Source organism: Simplicispira hankyongi (genome assembly GCF_003570885.1).
Lineage (GTDB): Bacteria > Pseudomonadota > Gammaproteobacteria > Burkholderiales > Burkholderiaceae_C > Simplicispira > Simplicispira hankyongi.
In genome coordinates this window covers 383,357-403,270 of the sequence record NZ_QXJC01000003.1, presented here as the reverse complement: position 1 = coordinate 403,270, position 19,914 = coordinate 383,357, and the positions used below count along the sequence as shown (strand labels likewise).

General features: G+C 62.4%; 16 protein-coding genes. 13 read left to right on the top strand and 3 right to left on the bottom strand.

What is annotated here, in order from left to right:
* The 13 genes from D3F03_RS08530 (at position 1) to D3F03_RS08470 (ending at position 16,997) form a co-directional block, all read left to right on the top strand.
* A complete protein-coding gene (locus D3F03_RS08530; RefSeq protein WP_119108951.1) occupies positions 1-453 on the top strand; it encodes a PIN domain-containing protein in 453 nt (150 codons plus the stop codon).
* A complete protein-coding gene (locus tag D3F03_RS08525; protein WP_119108950.1) occupies positions 450-1,568 on the top strand; it encodes a pyridoxal phosphate-dependent aminotransferase in 1,119 nt (372 codons plus the stop codon). Before D3F03_RS08530 ends, D3F03_RS08525 begins: the two co-directional genes overlap by 4 nt.
* Entirely contained in the window at positions 1,565-2,188 is a 624-nt protein-coding gene (gene hisB / locus D3F03_RS08520; RefSeq protein ID WP_119108949.1) for an imidazoleglycerol-phosphate dehydratase HisB, read from the top strand. The genes D3F03_RS08525 and hisB overlap by 4 nt, the downstream gene beginning before the upstream one ends.
* Before the next feature lie 43 nt (positions 2,189-2,231).
* Positions 2,232-2,900 (top strand): imidazole glycerol phosphate synthase subunit HisH, encoded by a 669-nt coding sequence (gene hisH, locus D3F03_RS08515; protein ID WP_119108948.1) that lies wholly within the window; start codon positions 2,232-2,234, stop codon positions 2,898-2,900.
* A 103-nt stretch (positions 2,901-3,003) separates the two neighbouring features.
* Complete coding sequence (hisA, locus tag D3F03_RS08510; RefSeq protein WP_119108947.1) at positions 3,004-3,741, top strand: 1-(5-phosphoribosyl)-5-[(5-phosphoribosylamino)methylideneamino]imidazole-4-carboxamide isomerase; 738 nt, start codon at positions 3,004-3,006, stop codon at positions 3,739-3,741.
* 430 nt (positions 3,742-4,171) lie between these two features.
* The gene (wecB, locus tag D3F03_RS08505) at positions 4,172-5,362 is read left to right on the top strand and encodes a non-hydrolyzing UDP-N-acetylglucosamine 2-epimerase (RefSeq protein ID WP_119108946.1); all 1,191 of its coding nucleotides are present in this window, start codon (positions 4,172-4,174) and stop codon (positions 5,360-5,362) included.
* Positions 5,359-7,569 carry a cellulose biosynthesis cyclic di-GMP-binding regulatory protein BcsB gene (locus D3F03_RS08500; protein WP_119108945.1) on the top strand — a complete coding sequence of 737 codons (2,211 nt, stop codon included), beginning with the start codon at positions 5,359-5,361 and terminating at the stop codon, positions 7,567-7,569. The genes wecB and D3F03_RS08500 overlap by 4 nt, the downstream gene beginning before the upstream one ends.
* A 27-nt stretch (positions 7,570-7,596) precedes the next feature.
* The gene (locus tag D3F03_RS08495) at positions 7,597-9,300 is read left to right on the top strand and encodes a glycosyl transferase family protein (protein ID WP_119108944.1); all 1,704 of its coding nucleotides are present in this window, start codon (positions 7,597-7,599) and stop codon (positions 9,298-9,300) included.
* A gap of 116 nt (positions 9,301-9,416) precedes the next feature.
* Positions 9,417-12,563, top strand: coding sequence for an NfrA family protein (locus tag D3F03_RS08490; RefSeq protein ID WP_245960554.1), 3,147 nt, complete (start codon positions 9,417-9,419; stop codon positions 12,561-12,563).
* Between the two features lie 40 nt (positions 12,564-12,603).
* Positions 12,604-13,593, top strand: coding sequence for an alginate O-acetyltransferase AlgX-related protein (locus D3F03_RS08485; protein WP_119108942.1), 990 nt, complete (start codon positions 12,604-12,606; stop codon positions 13,591-13,593).
* Between the two features lie 5 nt (positions 13,594-13,598).
* On the top strand, positions 13,599-14,705 hold the full coding sequence (locus D3F03_RS08480) for an alginate O-acetyltransferase AlgX-related protein (RefSeq protein WP_119109465.1): 1,107 nt from the start codon (positions 13,599-13,601) through the stop codon (positions 14,703-14,705).
* Between the two features lie 7 nt (positions 14,706-14,712).
* Entirely contained in the window at positions 14,713-16,296 is a 1,584-nt protein-coding gene (locus D3F03_RS08475; protein ID WP_119108941.1) for an MBOAT family O-acyltransferase, read from the top strand.
* A gap of 38 nt (positions 16,297-16,334) precedes the next feature.
* Complete coding sequence (locus tag D3F03_RS08470) at positions 16,335-16,997, top strand: alginate O-acetyltransferase AlgF (RefSeq protein WP_245960553.1); 663 nt, start codon at positions 16,335-16,337, stop codon at positions 16,995-16,997.
* Here the strand turns inward: D3F03_RS08470 and D3F03_RS08465 are convergent.
* From D3F03_RS08465 to D3F03_RS08455, 3 genes are read right to left on the bottom strand one after another with little or no spacing between them, the layout of a single operon-like run.
* Complete coding sequence (locus D3F03_RS08465) at positions 16,987-18,426, bottom strand: AMP-binding protein (RefSeq protein WP_119108939.1); 1,440 nt, start codon at positions 18,424-18,426, stop codon at positions 16,987-16,989. The two genes, D3F03_RS08470 and D3F03_RS08465, sit on opposite strands and share 11 nt — an antisense overlap.
* Before the next feature lie 13 nt (positions 18,427-18,439).
* The gene (locus tag D3F03_RS08460) at positions 18,440-18,673 is read right to left on the bottom strand and encodes an acyl carrier protein (protein WP_119108938.1); all 234 of its coding nucleotides are present in this window, start codon (positions 18,671-18,673) and stop codon (positions 18,440-18,442) included.
* A gap of 29 nt (positions 18,674-18,702) precedes the next feature.
* Positions 18,703-19,869: an acyl-CoA dehydrogenase family protein gene (locus D3F03_RS08455; protein ID WP_245960552.1), complete on the bottom strand. Its 1,167-nt coding sequence runs from the start codon at positions 19,867-19,869 to the stop codon at positions 18,703-18,705.
* Between the last annotated feature and the right edge of the window lie 45 nt (positions 19,870-19,914).

Genomic DNA, 19,914 nt, shown 5'->3' with positions numbered 1-19,914 from the left:
ATGGCAATCGCTCCCATTTTTGTCGACACCGAAGTGCTGCTGGCCAGCGTGGACGAGCGCGATGCTGTGCGCCAGGCGCGCGCCCGCGAATGGCTGCGCTTTTGCTGGGAAACCCGCAGCGGGCGCATCAGCTCACAGGTGCTCAACGAGCTGTACAACCAGGCCATCCAGCGCTTTGACGGCCCCCGGGTGCTGCCGCAGGTGCGCGCCCAGGTGCGGCGCCTGCGCGTCTGGCTGCCGCCGCACCTCGACGCCTATACGGTTGATGGCGCCTGGGACCTGCAAGACCGCTACGGCCTGGGCTACTGGGACGCGCTCATCCTCTCGTCTGCCCACCAGCAGGGCTGCCGCTACCTGCTGACCGAGGCGCTGCCGCACGACCAGCCCCTCGATGCCGTGCGCCCTATCAACCCCTTCCTTGTGGCACCTACTGCACTGGACACCACCGAATGACAACGACTACCGACCAAGCCCTGAACCGTATCCGCCCCGACGTCCGTGCCATGCACGCCTACGTCGTGCAGCCGGCGGAAGGCATGCTGAAGATGGATGCGATGGAAAATCCCTTCACGTTGCCGCCCGAGCTGCAACGTGCGTTGGGTGAACGTCTTGGCGCGCTGGCCTTGAACCGCTATCCCGGCGCGCGCAGCGATGACCTCAAGGCCGCGCTGGCGCAGTATGCGGACATGCCGGCGGGCTGCAGCATGGCGCTGGGCAACGGTTCCGACGAACTCATCGGTCTGGTCACCCAGGCTTGCGCGCAGCCCTGGGACGCCGCCGCGAAGCGCCCGGTGGTGCTTGCGCCGATGCCGGGTTTTGTGATGTACGCGGTGTCGGCACAGCTGCTGGGCCTCGAATTCGTTGGTGTACCGCTGACCGCGGATTTCGAACTGGATGTGCCCGCCATGTTGGCCACCATTGCCGACTACCGTCCGGCACTCACGCACATCGCCTACCCCAACAACCCCACGGCCACGCTGTGGAACGAAGCGGCGGTGCAGGCCGTGGTCGATGCGGTGGGCGCGCAGGGCGGCATCGTGCTCATCGACGAGGCCTACCAGCCGTTCGCCAGCCGCAGCTGGATTGATCGCATGCGCGCCGAGCCCGAGCGCAACGCGCATGTGCTGCTCATGCGCACGCTTTCCAAGTTCGGCCTGGCGGGTGTGCGTCTCGGTTACCTGATGGGCCCGGCAGTGCTGGTGGCCGAGGTGGACAAGCTGCGCCCGCCCTACAACGTCAGCGTGCTCAACTGCGAGGCGGCGCTGTTTGCGCTGGAACATGCCGACGTGTTTGCCGCGCAGGCCGCCGAACTGCGCGCCCAGCGCGACCCACTGGTGACGCGCCTGCGCGCCCTGCCGGGGGTGGAGCGCGTGTGGGACAGCGAAGCCAATATGGTGCTGGTGCGCGTGCAGGACGCGGCCAAAACCTTTGCCGGTATGCGCGAGCGCAAGGTTCTTATCAAGAACGTTTCTACAATGCATCCCTTGCTGGCCCAGTGCCTGCGGCTCACGGTGGGTACCGCCGACGAGAACGCATGCATGCTGGCCGCCCTTCAGGCTTCGCTATGACCTCTTCTGCCCTCGTTTCCTCCGCCAATGCGGACCGCACTGCGGAAGTCAGCCGCAACACCAGCGAGACGCGCATCACCGTGCGCATCAACCTCGACGGCAGCGGCCAATCGCAACTCTCGACCGGCATCGGGTTTTTTGACCACATGCTTGAGCAGATCGCCCGCCACGGCTTGATCGATCTCGAAGTGCGCGCCGACGGTGACCTGCACATCGACGGCCATCACACGGTCGAAGACGTGGGCATCACGCTTGGTCAGGCCGTGGCACGTGCCATAGGCGACAAAAAGGGCCTGCGCCGCTACGGTCACGCCTATGTGCCGCTGGACGAAGCCCTGACGCGGGTGGTGATTGACCTCTCCGGCCGGCCGGGGCTGGTGCAGAACATCGCTTTCACCAGCGGCATGATTGGTGGCTTCGACACCCAGCTCACACACGAATTTTTTCAGGGCTTTGTCAACCATGCTGGCGCCACGCTGCACATCGACAACCTGCGCGGTGTCAATGCGCACCACCAGTGCGAGACAGCCTTCAAGGCCTTCGGTCGCGCGCTGCGTGCGGCGGTCGAGCGCGATCCGCGCAATGCCGGCAGCGTTCCTTCCACCAAAGGTGTTTTGTAAGTAAAAAGTGCCTCTAGCGCTTATAGAGTAAGCGCTATCAGCTATGAATATCAAAGCAAAAACGGTCGCAGTGGTGGACTATGGCATGGGCAATTTGCGCTCTGTGTCGCAAGCCGTCCAGGCCGCAGCGCAGGACACGGGTTGGGACGTCGTGGTGACCTCCCGGCCCGATGACGTGCACGCTGCCGCGCGCATCGTGCTGCCAGGGCAGGGCGCCATGCCCGACTGCATGCGCGAGCTGCGCGAATCGGGGCTCAAGGAATCGGTGCTCGAAGCGGCTGCCAGCAAGCCTCTGTTTGGCGTGTGTGTCGGCATGCAGATGCTGCTGAGCCACAGCGCCGAGGGGGATACGCCCGGCCTGAACTTGATCCCTGGCGAGGTGCTGCGGTTTGACCTGGCCGGCCGCCTGCAGCAGGACGGCAGCCGTTTCAAGGTGCCGCAAATGGGCTGGAACCAGGTGCGCCAGGTGCCCCATGGCGGCGCCGTGCATGCGCTGTGGCATGGGGTGCCCGACAACAGTTATTTCTATTTCGTGCACAGCTTTTATGCGGCGCCGGCGAATGCCGCGCACTGCGCTGGCGAGGCCGACTACGGCGCGCCCTTTGCAGCGGCCATTGCGCGCGATAACATCTTTGCCACCCAGTTCCATCCCGAGAAGAGTGCCGATCAAGGGTTGCGGCTGTACCGAAATTTTCTGCGCTGGAATCCCTGACCGAGCCGTTTCTTGCTGCATCCTGGCGGATTTTCCCAGGCTGCAACTTTTTCTCCACCTGTCCGGGCCAAGTCTTCGAGCCCACTATCCTTACCCACTTGCCATGCTGCTCATCCCCGCCATTGACCTCAAAGACGGCCACTGTGTTCGCCTCAAGCAGGGCGACATGGACCAATCGACCACTTTTGGTGAAGACCCGGCGGCCATGGCCAGGCGCTGGGTGGATGCCGGCGCGCGCCGTTTGCACCTGGTGGACTTGAACGGTGCCTTCGCGGGCAAGCCCAAGAACTACGCCGCCGTCAAAAGCATCTTGCGCGAAGTGGGCGACGAGATCCCGGTGCAGCTCGGGGGCGGCATTCGGGACCTGGATACCATTGAAAAATACATCGATGGCGGCCTGCGCTACGTCATCATCGGCACTGCAGCCGTGAAAAACCCAGGGTTTTTGAAGGACGCCTGCTCGGCGTTTGGCGGTCACATCATCGTCGGGCTCGACGCCAAGGATGGCAAGGTGGCGACGGATGGCTGGAGCAAGCTCACCGGCCACGAGGTGGTCGATTTGGCCAAGAAATTCGAGGATTGGGGCGTTGAATCCATCGTCTACACCGACATTGGCCGCGACGGCATGCTCTCGGGTATCAACATCGAGGCCACCGTCAAGCTGGCCCAGGCGCTCACCATTCCGGTCATTGCTTCGGGCGGCCTGAGCAACATGCAAGACATCGAGCGGCTTTGCGCTGTCGAGGATGAAGGTGTGGAGGGGGTGATTTGCGGGCGCGCCATCTATTCGGGCGACCTCGATTTTGCCGCTGCACAGAGCCGGGCCGACGCGCTGGCCTGATCTGCGCGCGGGAGCGCGCTAAGGAGCCTCTGCACGAATCGTCGCGCCGTGTGCATCTGCGGCCTCGGGCGATCTGCAGCGTTGCAAATCCTCGCGATAGCTACGGCTATCGCTGCGGTTTGCGCCTTGCAGCTCATCCCGATCCGCAGCGCCCACTTGCCACGCGATTCGTGCGGAGGCTCCCTAAGCGATGGGTTGCCGCCTACTTGTCGGCAAAGCGTTAAGGTTGTTGCAATTTGTTCACGATTTGAGGGACTCTTGCGCACGGTCAGATACATTTGTTAAGATATGTGCATCGAGGGTCAGACGGCGCAGATCGTTCCGCCCACGGGGTTCACGCAAGTGGCCCCATTTCATGTGGTGGTGGTCTTGCGCGCTGTCGCATCCCTCCGGGGAGCAGTCTGTGAGGCCCTAGCGACTGACTCCTCGAATGCGCGTTCTTTCAATTTTCGGTACCCGTCCCGAAGCCATCAAGATGGCTCCCCTTGTGGCAGCACTGGGTCGGGAGCCACAGTTACATAGCAGCGTTTGCGTTACTGGGCAGCACCGTGAGATGCTGGCGCAGGTCATGGCGCTGTTTGGTCTGCAGGCCCAGCACGAACTCGATGTCATGCGGCCGAATCAGACGCTCAATGGTCTGTATGCACGGCTGCTGACGGCTGTGGGTGCGGTGCTTGACGCCGAGCAGCCCGATTGCGTGCTGGTGCATGGCGATACCACAACAGCGGCAGCGGCAGCCATGGCTGCGTTTCATCGCCGCATTGCCGTGGGGCATGTGGAAGCCGGCCTGCGCAGCGGCAACATGCATTCGCCTTTTCCCGAGGAGATGAACCGCCGGCTCGTCGATTCGATGAGCACCTGGCTGTTCGCTCCCACGCCGGCGGCACGCGAGGCAGCGCTGCAAGAAAAGGTATCGGGCCATATCTGGGTGACGGGCAACACGGTCATCGATGCGCTCAATGCCACGCTGGCTCGGCTTGACGCCGATGCTGAGCGCCAGCGCGCTCTGGCGCAGCGCTACAGCTGGCTGGATGCCGAGCGAAAACTTGTGTTGGTGACGGGCCACCGCCGAGAAAATTTCGGTGAAGGATTTCGCAATATCTGCGCTGCTTTGGAGGCGCTTGCACAGCGGGACGATGTGCAAATCGTTTACCCGGTGCATTTGAATCCCAACGTGCGGGATGTTGTGCGGCAATCCCTGGCCAGTCAGGCCAATGTCCACTTGATTGAGCCGCTCGACTACGTGGATTTCGTCTGGCTGATGCGGCGCGCCTACCTCATCCTGACCGATTCTGGCGGCGTGCAGGAAGAAGCGCCTGCCCTTGGCAAGCCGGTGCTGGTCATGCGCGATGTGACCGAGCGCCCGGAAGCCGTGGCGGCAGGGACGGTGCGCCTGGTGGGGACCTCGCGCGAGCGCATTACCGCCGAGGCGACGCGCCTGCTGGACGATGCCTCCCTGCATACCGAGTTTTGCCGCAAAGGCAACCCTTATGGCGACGGACACGCCTGCCAGCGCATCGTCGATGCCTTGTGCGGGCGCGCCTTTGCCGAATTCAGACCCGGGCCGATTGCCCAATCGCAGCCTCTCATGAACGCTTTTATTGCGGAGTCTCACCTATGACAGCCAGCGTCTCTCACCCACGGCGTCTTTCGCGCCTGCTTGCCTTGATCGGCTTGAGTGCGCCTCTTCTGGCATGGGCCAGTCCGGCCGGAGATGCGCTGCAGCGCTTGCAGGGCGACACCTGGGTCAACCGCAGTTTTGCCTTGTCCGATCTGGGTTTTGGTGAGGATGTCCTGCTCAGCGGTTATGACAGCCGACAGGAGTTTTACCTTCCAGTGCCACGCACGCTGCATCTGGCCGATGCTAGCGTCGATTTCCGCGGGCGCTATTACAAGGCTGAGGAGGGGCGCACCTCCATGCTTTTGTTTGTCAATGGCAAACCCGTGCATTCGCGCCGCATCGACACCTCTGAAGGCGATGCCAGCCAGCTCTTGAAGGTCGATGTCAGCAAGCCCGGCAATGGCTTCCTGCGTTTTCGTGTGGATTGGCTGAACAATGTCGGCCAGCGTATTTGCGACGTGGAGCGCTCCACGGGCAACGTGTTGTCTGTGTCGAGCGACACGCGATTCAACTACCGTTTCAGCAGTGCGGCCTTGACCAGTCTTGCGGATGCCTGGCTGACGCTACCTGCCCACCCGACCTTGCTGGTGGCCTCGCGCAGCCTGAACAAAACGGCCTACGACACGGCTTGGCGGCTTGGCGTTGCGCTGGAGCAGGCCAATCGCCGCGTCCAAGTGAAGTCTTTCCCGTCGCCTGGCGATATGGTCGATACGACGGGCTGGCAGTTGCCTCCTGGCCTGGCCAATGTGCCGGCGTTCGCGGCCCTGGGCCAAAATGAGGCCAAGCACGCGCTGAAGGACGAGGCCGAGGTCGGTGCCTTGGTGGTTCTTGGATCGTCGCTGGCAACGGGCGATATCGTTGTTGCCGATCCCGCCCTGCAAAAGCAGGTCGCTGCAGCGCTGGATGCCCTGGGCGCACAGCTTTCCGCCGATCCAGACGCCACTCGCGCATTGGCGACCTGGCGCAGTTTGCAAACGGCGCTGGGCGCAGCGGCGGTGCCCTCGCATAGCGTGCGTTTGGCCACATTGGGAGCGCATCCGGTCATCGTCGTGGCCGAAGACGCCGGAGCCAAAGCGGCTGGCGCCTTTGCAGATGTATGGCGCAACGCTTTGACGGCGCGCAATGTGGTGATCGCCGAGGCCAACGCTCCCGAGGTGATTGACCAGGCGGCACTGCGTCTGACGAACCTGGGCGGCAGTGATGCCAACTTTGACGTGCTGGCGCATGGCGACTGGACGGCCACTTTGCCTCTGGCCGCCGTAGCGGTCAACGGCCGCATGCCCACCGATTTGGTGGTGGATGTGGCTGCGGCACCCGGGGCTTCCTCCACGCGGCCGGTGGCCTCAGTGTTCTGGAACAACGTGTTGCTGTCTGCCAGGCGCTTGCAGGCCGATGGACACCCCGAGCGGCTGGATGCGCGCGTTCCTGGCTATGCCCTTGGCCTCAGTAATGTGGTGCGCGTGTCGTTCCAGCGCCAGCCCTATTCGAACGATTGCAATGAGACGCCGCAGGCCTTTCCCGTGAGTGTGCTGCCTACAAGTTATGTGCGTGGCGGTGATTCCGAGCCTGACGGTACTTTTGTTGGCTTGCTCCCGTTGATGTCCGGTACGCCGGAACTCATCATTCCGCAGGCGTATCTTGCCGATGCGCCGACCAGCTTGATGCGGGTGGTGCGCATGGCGGTGGCCGCAGGCGTGACGCCCGTGCGGGCCGAGCTGGTCGTTGCTGCGCAAGGCGCCGCCACCGCGCCAACCCGGCCCTTCCTCGCCATGGAGGCTCCAGTGGACGGTGCCAAGGCGCGGGTGGAGATCAAGGATGCCCATTTGCGCATCAACGGCAAAAAGACCCCTTGGCTGGATGTCAATGGTTTGGCCCACCTGAGTGCCGTCGAAGTCACACGCGCCCACGATCAGGATGGGCTGTATTGGCAGACCCTGGGCGGCCAGGCACCTGTTCAAGAGAAGCCCTTTGTGCTCAATCGTGGCGATATTGCTTTGATTGGTGCACAAGGCCCTGTGAGCTGGGTGGACAGCAGCAACCCTTCAGCGAGCCAGCCGCCGCGTGCTGGCGAGGGGGCGTTCTACGAATGGCGTCGGTACTTCTCCTGGGGTGTGCCATTGGTGAGCGCGGCGCTCCTGGTGTTGCTGCTGCTGTTTGTGTGGGCTTATCGCCTCAAGCGCCGCCATTCACAGCAAAAGAGCCAGTAACGACGCTCTACGTCCTGTCTGGACCGCATGTTCACGCTGTACTGGCCCTATCTGTTTGCCGACTACTACCGCGGTCTCGAAATCGTGACGGCGGTGGTAGGCGTCGTCATCCTGCTCTCTAGTCTGGATGACTTGTTTATTGACGCCTGGTACTGGGTGCGGCAGATCTACCGCACGGTCGTGGTGCGGCGTCGTCAGTACAAGCGGCTGACGGCCGAGCAACTGCGTTCGCATGCTGAGCAACCTATGGCGATCATGGTGCCGGCATGGCTGGAATACGACGTGATCGCGCCCATGCTCAGCAACATGGTGTCGGTTCTGGACTATACGAACTACACCATCTTCGTGGGAACCTACCGCAACGACGAACGCACCATTGCCGAGGTGGAGCGCATGCGCCGGCGGTACCGGCAACTGGTGCGTGTCGAGGTCCCGCATGATGGGCCGACCTGCAAGGCCGATTGCCTCAACTGGATCGTGCAGGCGGCATTTCTGCACGAACGGGCGGTCTCGCAAGTTTTTGCCGGCTTCGTGTTGCACGACAGCGAAGATGTGCTGCACCCGCTGGAACTCAAGTACTACAACTATCTGCTGCCGCGCATGGATTTCATCCAACTGCCGGTGACATCGCTGGAACGCAGTTGGTTCGAGCTGATCGCGGGGACTTACATGGATGAGTTTGCGGAGTGGCACAGCAAAGATCTGGTGGTGCGCGAGAGCCTCTCCAGCATGGTGCCGTCGGCTGGCGTGGGCACCTGCTTTTCCCATAGCGCGATGCAGGTGCTGACGGCCACGACGAGCAACGAGCCGTTCAATGTAGAGAGCTTGACCGAGGATTACGACATTGGCACGCGCCTCAACCGCATGGGGATGAAGCAGATTTTTGGCAAATTCGACGTGGACTACGTGACGCGGCGCACTTCCTGGTTTGGGCTCGGGCGAGAAAAGATGGGTTCCATCCAGATGCCTTTGGGCGTCCGTGAATTTTTCCCCGACAACTTCCGGGCGGCCTATCGGCAAAAGGCGCGCTGGACCATTGGTATTGGTTTACAAGGCTGGCAGCAAGTCGGCTGGGCCGGCCCGCTCTCGACCAAGTACCTGTTGTTCCGTGATCGCAAAGGCTTGGTCACCGCTTTCGTGGCCATCCTGGGCTATTTGCTGATGCTCAATTTCCTGGTGTTCTATGCCGCCGATCAACTGGGCTGGTGGACGGTGTACTACCCATCCGTGTTCCGTATCAATGGCTGGTTCATGACCATCATGGGGCTCAATGCCATCGCCCTCCTGCTGCGCGTGGTACAGCGCGCCTACTTTGTTGGCAGCATGTATGGGTGGGAGCATGGACTGCTGTCCATTCCTCGCATGGTGATAGGCAACTTCATCAACGCCATGGCCGCAGCCCGCGCTTGGCGCCTGTTCTTGTCGCACAAATTGCTGGGCACCCGACTGGTCTGGGACAAGACCATGCACGATTTCCCTTCGGCTGACCAGCTTGACCGGCATCGCCAGCGTCTTGGCGAAGTGCTGCTGTCCTGGCGTGCCATTGATGCCAGTCACCTTCAGCAGGCACTGGTCATGCAGCGCGACTCGCGCCGTCCGTTAGGCGCCATTTTGTTGGAGCAGGGCTGGCTGGACGAAGGCACGCTGGAAGAAGCCATCTTATTTCAAGAAGCGGAATCCAAGCCCGTGGCACCGCCGCACCCCGCCATGCAGGATATCGTCGCCGTATGAAGCCGCTGTGCAGCCGCACCCTTTTGGTCATGTCGCTGGCCCTTGCTTGGCCGCTTGCTTCTGCAGGGGCCGCCTCGCAGCACGGGGACACTGCAGCACAGGGCGACGAGATTCCCTTGCATCTCACGATGTCCATGGTGATGACGATGCCCGATCCATCGCGCCCAGCACCCAGGCCGAACGCTCCGCAAGAAGCGCCTCAAGTCGCGCAGTTGCTGCGTGACCCGCGCGAGGTCGTGACTGCACGCTTGAGGCTGGCCCGCGCGTTGACGCTGCATCGGGGTGCTCCAAGGGGGCAGCCAGTGCTGGCAGCAGCGCCACCCGCACCGCTGTCCACCAACCGGCTTGGGCCCGAGTTGATTGCGCATGCTTTGCAGGAAATTGAGCACATGCAGGACAGCTCCTGGAGCGCTGGCCCCGCAGATACCATCACGGACAACGTCTTCCAGCGCGCTTTGATGCGGTACGTCAGGCTGCAAATGCCCGCCTTGCCGGTTTGGCAAGCCCCGCGACCCGATGCGCCGGTGCAACCCGTTCAACCTGTGGCACCTTTCCCCGCGATTGCGCCCCCCGATCAGATCGAGCGTCCACAGCGCGCGGAACCCAACAGCAAGCCAGCAGCACGGGCCAGGCGCAGCAGTGGCGGCCTGCGCGGCCGGGCGTGGCACCTTTCGGATCAAGGCTACAAGGCCTACGCCCGCGGCGACTATGAAACTGCGCTGAAACGTGCAGATGCCGCTTTGGCACTGCGTCCGGATGTAATTCGTTTGTACCAATTGCGCGTGTATGCCTTGCAGAAATTGGGGCGCATTGACGACGCGGTGCATGCTGCCGAGCAGGCCATCACCAACGGTTACACCAGTCCCGAGCTGGAGGCGGCGCTTACGAACCTGAAGTCGGCGCCAGGGGCCGCCGGCACTGTGCCTACGACACCGGAATACCGCAAGGCCTTTCCTATCGCCACGCTCGCGTTCCAGCAGCTGGCCTCCGGAAAGTACGCGGAGGCCGCTTCCAATGCAGAAATTGCCGTGCGCACGGATCCCAGCCAGGGCGATTGGGCACTCCTTTGGCTCAATGCCCTGGAAGATCTACAGCGCTACGAGAACATGATTGCTGCAGGCCAACAAGCAATCGAGCTGGGCGCACCCAACCGCGATGCCATTGGAGCCTTGATGCGCGTGGCCAGTCAGGCGATCGCTGTTCAGTACGCTCAGAAGGCTTTCGACGCGATCGCCGCGAACCGTCCCCAGGACGCTGTGCCAGAGGCGCGCGAAGCTGTGCGCCGGGCCCCGGATGTCGCCAGCCATCGTCTGTTGCTCATCAGTGCCTTGCAGGCAACGCAGGACATTGCAGGAGCAGAAGTGGCGGCAAGCGACGCGTTGAAAGACGATGATGAAAATACCACCATTCATCTCCAGCGAGCGTACCTGCGCCAACAACTGGGGCAGGGAGATGCTGCGCAGCAGGATATTGATGCTGTCCTTGCCCAGGACTGGATCGACGAGGCCCTGCGCCGCAACACCCGTTTGATTGGTGCCGACCTTGCGCTTGCCAACGGACAACGGGGGCGGGCGCTGGCGCTGCTGGAGCCGCTACCTGCCGGTGACAGCCAGGCGAAGACTCGCCGCGAGGCAGCGAAGGCTATCGGCAGCTTGTGGAGGCCAGCAGACGTGCTGCCTGTGACGGCCTATGCCCCATTGCAGCTGTGCCGGGACACGCCCTATGGAACGGTGTGCGAAATGGAGCCGTGGGATGCCCCTGGTACCGACAACCCAGCGGCGCGGGCCTATGCGGCTTACGGCCAGAAGCGCTATCCAGAGGCGATTGCCTTGGCGCGCAAGGCGGTCGCAGAAGACCCTAAAAATGCGGGCAATCAAACGCTGCTGACGACGGCGCTGGCGGCGGGAACTCCGGTGGAGCAGCAGGAGGCCATGGCACGGCTTGACCAGGCATTGGCCGCGCAAGCCAATGACGCCAACCTGCTGCGCCAGCGCGGCTATTTGCGGCTGGCCAATGGGAAACCCCTGTTGGCCTTGGAGGATTTTGTCGCGGCGCGCAATACAGGAAACGCACCCGCCACCAACTTGCTCGACGAAGCGTATGCCATGGCCGCAACCGGCCGGCGGTTGCCGGCCGCTGCCATGCTGCGCCAAGCGATTGACGACGCCGATGAAGGCAAACTGCCGCTGGACAAACAGCAGCGCTTCGATACCCGCAGCGCCATTGCCAACTTTTCTCGTGAATGGGGGCTGACAGCGTCGGTCGGCTACCGTGGTGCCCGTGCCCCGTCGAACGGCCTGGTTGGGCAGCCTGTTTCCGTTCCGGGAAATTCCGAGTTCAGCACGGTGGAAGCGTATTGGCGACCGCCTGAGTTTCTTAATTCCAGCAGCAGCACTTTTGATGTCTACGGGCGCTTGTCGAATACGCTGCACAGCGGCACCGATGTCACGGGTGCGCAGAGCGTGCCAGACCCTTGTGGCGGCGGTGCGATAGCTGTCGCGGAGAGCCGCACGCACGCCCCATCGGGCTTTCCCACGACCACGGGCGCGCTCGGTGTCCGCTATACGCCGTGGGCCGAAAAGAACCTCACCTTTGGCCTGGAACGGCAATTCTTCCTCGGCAATGCAACCCGCACAGGGCTTCTCAACCCAAGTTCCAACGCCGTGCGCTGTTTGCTGAACCAGCAGGCCAGTGCGGTGGACTACCGAACCGATGCAGCCGCAGGCGCCTGGCAGGCCTATGTGCTCTACGGTTTCTATGAAGGCACGGGACTGCGCATCGATACCAAGAGCTGGTTCACCATGGAAGGCTACCTGCAGGCGGGCTACACGCTGCTGGATGCGCCTACCGCCTATACCCTGCGCGACAGCACTGGCCAGGTGCTGGGAAGCTCTAACGGCAAGCTCAAGCGTGGCCAGGGTTTTGCCGCTGGTGAGGTGCGTGTAGGCCGCAGTTTCCTCACGGATTACAGCGATCGCCTGGTGTTCTTTCCCCATGTCTCGGTGGCAGCCGACTGGTACTCCAACCGCAACCGCGTGACCGGCTCACCTGTCGCGGGCAATGCGAGCTTTGACCTTACAGGGAGCGGCAGCGACTGGTCGGTGGGTGCAGGCGTGGGCGTCAATGTGCGCTACTGGCTTCAAGGTGACCACTACCGCGCGCAAAGCTCCTATATCGATGGCACCTTGCAGTACCGAGCGCGCCTGGGCGGCGTGACCGACCGTGCCCGAGGGGTCTTTCTGAGTCTGACCTATTCCTATTGAGAGCGCTGGTCGCTGTTGTTGAACTCCCTTCGATCTGTCGATGAAACATTCCGCTCCCTTTTGCGTACTCACCCGCCGAACCCTGCTGAGTTGGCCTCTAGGACTGTGGTTGGCAGGTGCGGCCCACGCGCAGCCGGACATCCTGGCCATCATTGGCAAAGACAACTACCTGTTTCCTGCCTGGGGAACCACGGATGCACCCGATTGGGCGGCGATTGACGCCAACGTGGCGAGGGTGGCGGAGGTACGCCGACGCCTGGCCGCACGGGGCATTGCGCTGGTGGCGCCTGTGATTCCCAGCAAGAAGCTTTTTTATGCCGACAAGCTGGTGGGAGACGACGCGCTGACACCTGAAATGCTCGGCCGCTATGCCGGCATTCGGGACCGGCTGGCTGCGGCCAAGGTTCCGGGATTTGATGCCGAAGCATTGTTCCGTGCACTGCAGGCCAAGGGCGAACAGGTGTACTACCGTACGGATCAGCACTGGACACAGATCGCTGCCGATGCCACGGCGCAGGCCACGGCGGAGCTGATTCACCAATTGGTGCCCCAACTTGCAGGCAAGCCCGGAACCGGCCTTGCGCTGGGCGCTATTACCAAAGAGCGGCGCTACGGCGACTTGGCCGACCGTTTCCTGTCTCCTGAGCAGCGGCGTGCGGCGGGACGTGAAATCTTTACGGTGCGACGAGCGACGGAACAAACGGGGCTTCTCGATAGTGCGCCAGCTCCGGTGCACGTTACTGGAAACAGCATGGTGCAGCCGTATTTCGGTTTTCCGCAAAAATTGTCCAACCTGCTTGACCGGCCGGTGTCTGTCAATTGGAAACCGGGTGACGTAGGATTTTGGATCGTGCTGATGGAGTACCTGGAATCCTCGGCATTTCGGACGCAGCCACCACAGGTCGTCGTCTGGCAGTTGTTCGAACCCAACTTGCATTTGGGTCCGAATGCAAAGGGTCTTTGGGACAGCGCATCGCTCATTTCCGAGCAGGATTGGAGCCAAAGGCTCGCAGCCGCGCTGCCGGCGTAGCTGCCATGGCAATGCCGCTACCGTCGGATGCACCGTACCGTGAAGGACACCGGCGTACTGCCTTCGCCGTAGCCATCGCTCTTGCCGCTGCGTTCGGCTGGGGCGCCCTGCGCCTGGCGCAGTTGCGTTTTGCTCCAAGCGAATGGCAGCCGTCCACCTGGGTGGATGGGCACGCGGGCAAACTCGTCAACACCGCCTTGGGGACGCTGCCTGGCCAGGCCCGCATGGACCGTTGGTCGGCTGCACTGCGCTACCGCCTGCTGGGCGACCTTGGGCGGCAGGTGCGTGAAGGCTGCCCTGGCTGGCTGTTTTACCGCGACGGTTTGCGCCCACCGCCGACTCGGGCGCACGTGCTGTCACAGCGGATCGACCTGATGCGCCGCTGGGCCTCGCGTCTTGAACAAGCCGGAGTGCGCCTGGTGGTTGCCACCGTACCCGATAAGTCGCGGATCGAGTCAAAACACTTGTGCGGCCTGCACCAGGCACCCCTCATGCACGCCCGCTGGAATACGTGGCAGGCCGCACTCGCGACAGCAGGCGTCCCGTTGATTGACTTGCGGCCCCCCTTGGTGTCGCTGCCCCAGGCCTTCTATCGCACCGACGTGCACATGGCACCCGCTGGCGCACAGGTGGCGGCGGATCGCATAGGCGATGCACTGCTCCCGCTGTTGGGTGGCAAAGGCGAGACGCAGTTCGTCGAAAGTGCAGGTCCCAAGCCTGAGGTGCGCATGGGTGATCTGCTCGTGCTGGCTGATCTGGCGCAGGCACCCATCGGTTGGCGCCCGCCTGTGGAGCAGTTCCTTCCCACGCACCTGGAAGCGCAGCGCCGCGGGGGCTTGCTGGACGATGTGGCGCCAGTCGAGGTGCTGTTGGTGGGCGATTCCAATGGCCTGCGCAGTGAATTTGCCGATCGCTTGGGCCGCAGTCTGGGTCGTGAGGTGTGGAATTTAAGCCAGGACGGCGGCTATTTCTCCGGTGCCATGCTTGACGCGCTGGCGCGCCAGGACCGCTGGCCCCACAGCCTCAAGGTGGCGGTGTGGGTGTTCTCGGAACTCTCGTTGTCACTACCGCTGTCCGCACAAGAGCAGCGCGCGTGGGCCGCCATGCACTGAGGCAGCCTTGCTTTTCAACTCTTACCTCTTTTTGTTTCTGTTCCTGCCCGTGGCGCTGGGCGGCTATTACCTGCTGGGATCGATTCGCTTGAAGTGGGCGGCAATTTGGCTATGCCTTGCCTCGTTTGTGTTTTACGGGTGGTGGAACCCACGCTTTGTCGTGCTCCTTGTCACCTCGATTCTTTTCAACTATGTGGTCAGCCTCTACGTGCTGCGCCATGCTGGACAGAAAAAACGCCAGGGCTGGATAGTGGCCTTCGGCGTGGCATGCAATTTGTTGCTGCTTATTTATTACAAGTACCTCGTGAGTCTGATCGCAGCACTGCAGGGCTTTGGTCTGTACACGAATTCGCCGGACAGCATCTTGTTGCCCCTCGGGATTTCGTTTTTTACCTTCACACAGATTGGCTATCTGCTTGATTGCCGGGCTGGCCTGGTGGCATCCCCCAGCTTGCTCAAGCACACCCTTTTCGTCACGTTCTTCCCGCATCTGATTGCCGGGCCGGTGTTGCACCACAAGGAAATGATGCCGCAGTTTGCCGAACCCGAAAACTATCGGTTCAGGGCAGAAAATCTGTCCATTGGCGGCACCTTATTTCTTATGGGGCTTGCGAAGAAAGTGCTGTTTGCGGACAGCATTGCACCGTATGCCGACGCAGGTTTCATGGCTCCAGAAGGCCTTCAGTTCTGGGGTGCCTGGGCTACGAGTCTGGCGTATGCCATGCAGCTGTATTTCGACTTTTCGGGCTACTCCGACATGGCACTCGGACTGGCCAAGATGTTTGGCATTCGTTTTCCATTGAACTTCAATTCGCCGTACAAGGCCGTGTGCATCATCGATTACTGGGCACGCTGGCATATGACGCTGACGCGCTACCTGACCGCCTACCTGTACTACCCCATGGCAATGCAGATCTCGCGTTGGCGCAGCCGCCGGGGTCTGGCGGTCGGGTCTGTGGGCAGCCGGACACCCACAGGTTTTGCGCTCATGGTTGCCGCGCCAACCCTCTACACCATGGCGCTGGCCGGTGTGTGGCACGGCGCTGGCCTGCAGTTCTTTATTTACGGCGTGCTGCATGGCGCCTACCTGTGCGTGAACCATGGCTGGCGTATTGCGGTGGGTAGCCGCCTGAAACTGCAGCGCGCCTGGACACAGTGGCTGTGGCGCAGCACCTGTGTGCTGCTGACCTTTGTTGCCGTGGTGGCTGCCTTTGCGTTTTTCCGTGCCGCGGGCGTGCACGACGCCGTGGCGTTGCTGCAGGGCATGGCCGGCTTGCAGGGGTTTGAAGCCTGGCAGTGGCCAGGTGGCCTCCTGCGCGAGGTGGGAGGAATAGAGGGTTGGCGATTGCTGCTGGGGCGGAACTTGCTGGCTGTTTACTTGGTGCTGTTGCTGCTCATCGTATGGCTGGCGCCCAATACCCACCAGATTCTGGGGCGTTTCTCGCCAGCGCTCGCACGCACGGATGAGGCGCGGGTGCGCTGGCTGCGCTGGAAGCCGAGCCTCCCTTGGCTGGGGGTGCTGCTGGTGACGCTCTTTTTCTGCCTGATCCACCTCCACCGGGAAACCCGGTTTCTCTACTTCCAATTCTGATGTTTTGCTTTACTAAAAAAACTCGTTTTTTTGATCGGGTGCACCATGCCCTTGTGCTGGTGTTGATTGCCGCCTGCGGTTTGGCAGCGGCGCAGGAGGGGGTTTTGTCGCAGCTTTACGCAGCGCGTCCGCCGGCTGGGTCGTCCTATGTGCGGGTGGTGAATCCAGAAGCGCCAGCGCTCGCCGTGCGCGTGGCCAAAGGCTCCGTGCAGAGCATTGGCGGCCAAACCCCCGCAGGAAGCTATGCCATCGTGCACGGCGGGCAGGATTTTTCAGTACAGGTTGGGGATACAGAAATCACCGGGCTGCAGGTGCGGCCCGATAGTTTTCATACCTTGGTACTGCGCCGCAGCGGCAAGCGCTACGCGGTAACACCTGTGGACGATACGACCGACACCGAAGACGCGCTAAAGGCAGAACTGCGCTTCTACAACCTGGCGCGTGCGTGTCCGGAGGCTGCGCTGGCGCTCTCGCCGTCGGGCACGCTGGTGTTTCGATCGGTCGCGGCCAACGGTTCGGCGGCGCGCTCGGTCAACCCTGTGCGTGCGGCCGTTGCTGCCCAGTGTGGACAGGTCAGCACGCCAGCGCAGCAACTCCCGGCGCTGCAGCCGGGGGACCACCTGAGCCTGTTCCTTTTGGGAACGGCACAGGCGCCGGTTTTGGTCATGCAGACCAACCGCACCGATGTCTTCAAGCGTTGAGCGATTGGTAGAGTGCAGCAAGCTGCTTGCGATCCACCTTGTAGTTCACGGAGACAGGCAGACGCTCGCAAGCCAGCAGTTCTGTCGGCAGCATGTAGTGCGGGATCTTGCTGGCGAGCAGTGCTTTCCAGTTGGTCAGCTCTGATGGCAGGCCGGGGTTGGCAGAGCCGATTTCCACAAAAGCGACCAGGCGTGCAACGGTGCCATCGGCACGCCGCAGGGCGATGGCGGCGGCTGGGCGTGCGCCCGGTAGCGTGGCCAGTGCGGCGTCCACCTCCAGCAACTCCAGGCGGTAGCCGTGCAGTTTGATCTGGTCGTCGATGCGGCCCTGGCAGTACAGCATGCCGTCTTCAGATTCGGTGCCCAAGTCTCCCGTGCGAAAGCCGCGTTCTCCACCACGCTGGAACATTCGGGTGGCATTCAGATCGGGCCGGTTGAGGTAGCCCCGCATGACGTGCGGCCCCGCAATGCACAGCTCTCCACCGTCGCAGTACACGGCGCTGCCGCGCTTGGCACGCCCTATGGGCATAACGGCGTCGTTGGCGAGGTGGACGTCTTCGACGCGCAGCAATGTTGTGGCCACCGTCGCCTCCGTGGGTCCGTAGGTATTGAGGATGGGCAGATCTGGAAAACGCTTGCGCAGTGCGCGCGCCAACGGAACCGGCAGTGGCTCCCCGCAAAACAGCAGCGTTCGCAGCGATGGCAGCGCTGTTTGGTTGAAGCCTGGATTGGGGAGTTGCTGTTGGGCGAAGGAGGGCGTGGACACCCAGGTCGTGACCTGGTGCTCTTCCATGAGCGCAGCGACCTTCAGCGGTGACGCCGCCGTATCGCGGTCCAGCATCATGATGCTGCCGCCCATGGCAAGCGTGCCGAACACGTCGTAGAGCGATACGTCGAAGCTGAAGACCGTGTGGTTGAGAAACACGGGGTGCGCTCCCAGATCGAAATCCAGGCGCATCCATTCGATGAGCGCTTGCACGCTTTCTCGGCCAATCTGCACCCCCTTGGGTTGGCCGGTGGTGCCCGAAGTGAACATGATGTAGCACAAGGCCTTTTCATGCATCACCGGTGCAGGGCCCGGCCGCACCACTTCGAATTGGGCGCTGGCCGTGTCGTAGAGTAGGCTGGCGTCGAGTATGTCCAGGATGCTTAGCAGGCGCTCCTGCGGGTACACGGCGTCCACCGGCACAAACGGTGCACGCAGCATCAAGGCGCCTGTGAGCGCGACAAAAAATGCCGATTCCTTGTGGCCGCGGATGACGATGGGGGTGTCAACCTCCAGACCCAAGGCACGCGCCTGTGCGCACCAGGCCAGGACCTCGGTTTGAAGTTCACGCCAGCTCAGGGTGCGATCGTGGGCGATGACGGCGGTTGCGTCGGGGCGAGTGTCCAGATCAGCGAATGCGCCAGTTTCAAAGTTGAAATGCATGGGGCAGAAGGTTTCAGCAGTGCGCCGCCACGTAGTGGGTCAGGGTGCGCAGGGAGTGCAGGTGCTCCTCCACTTCTGTAAGTGGCACGGTGCAGCCAAAGCGCCCCTCGATGGCCAGCATCAAATCGACTGCGGCGACCGAGTCGAGCAGCCCAGACTCCAGCAGCAAGGTATCCGGGTCAACTTTTTTCAGAATGGCCGCGTGGATCATGTCGGCCAGTTGGGTTTCGATTTCGGAGGAGGTCATGGGCAGTGAAACGGGTAGTGGGGTGGCATTCAGACGTTGCGTGTGATGGGCACGCCGAGCACCACGCTGGAGAGGCTGCCGAGAATGCGGTCGTCATTGACCATCACCATCGCAGAGTGGGCGTCACGGATATGGCGACTGAGATAAAACTCGCCTTCTTCCATGTAGCCCTGGATACCGCAAATGCGCAGCGCGACATCGGTGATGCGCACTACCAACTCGGATGCGCCGACCTTCAGCGTGTTGTAGCTGACCATGCGGTCGGTGGCCGAAGCGCTGCAGCTTGCACCTTCGTACAGCGCCAGATTGGCCGCGATCATGGCGCGCATTTGCTGCACCAGCGCTTCGCCCTCGGCAAGGCGCAGATTGGCGATCGGGTTGAGCGGCACGCCGGCGCGATTGCGAGCGCGCAGAAAAGCCCGTGCGCGCGCCAGTGCGGAGGACGCAATGCCCAGCCAGACGGCGCCCAGCAAGATGTGCGAGGTAGGCAAAAGTGTTTGCGACATGGCATGCGCGAAGAGGTCTGGGAAAACCTGCTCTTGGCTACAGTGGGCATGCAGATCGAAGCGCTGGGTGCAGGCACCACGCATGCCAATGGGGTTCCATGTAGTGGCGCTGGCGAGCGTGGTTTGCTCGCGCAAGCTAGCGACCAATTGCTGATCTGATGCCGCAGCCTCTGGCGAGCGCCGGGCCGAGATCAGGAAGATGTCGGCCGCATGCGCGTAGGAAATGACGGAGCCGAATTTGTCCAGATGCAGCCCATCTTCGCGCGCATCCAGAAAGCAGGCACTGTGGCGGATAGCGCCGCCCGTTGCGCCTTCCGTCGTTGCCGACGCGATCAGGCATTGCTCGCGGGCCATGTGCTCAAGAAGGTGGTGGTGCCACGCACTGTCCTGGGCATGGCCAATGGCCACGGCAGCTTGCGACTGGTGCATTGCAAAGATCAGCCCGGTAGAGCCGCAAGCTTCGGCCAAGCGCCTGCACACATTCGTAACCTCACGCAGCGACAGGCCTGGTCCACCATAGCGGTGCGGCACCAATAGCCCGAGCAGGCCCTCCGCACGCAGGGAATCCAGTGCATGGTGTGGCAACTGTCCTGCCCTGTCGACTGCGTCAGCGTGTTCCGCTGCGACGGCAGCGGTGGCGGCAGCAGAGGCTGCGAATGCCGGCGGAGACTCTGCGGTGGTGGAACTCATTCGAATGCGTCTTACTAAAAGTTGCCGCATTTTCTCTTGGTAGTC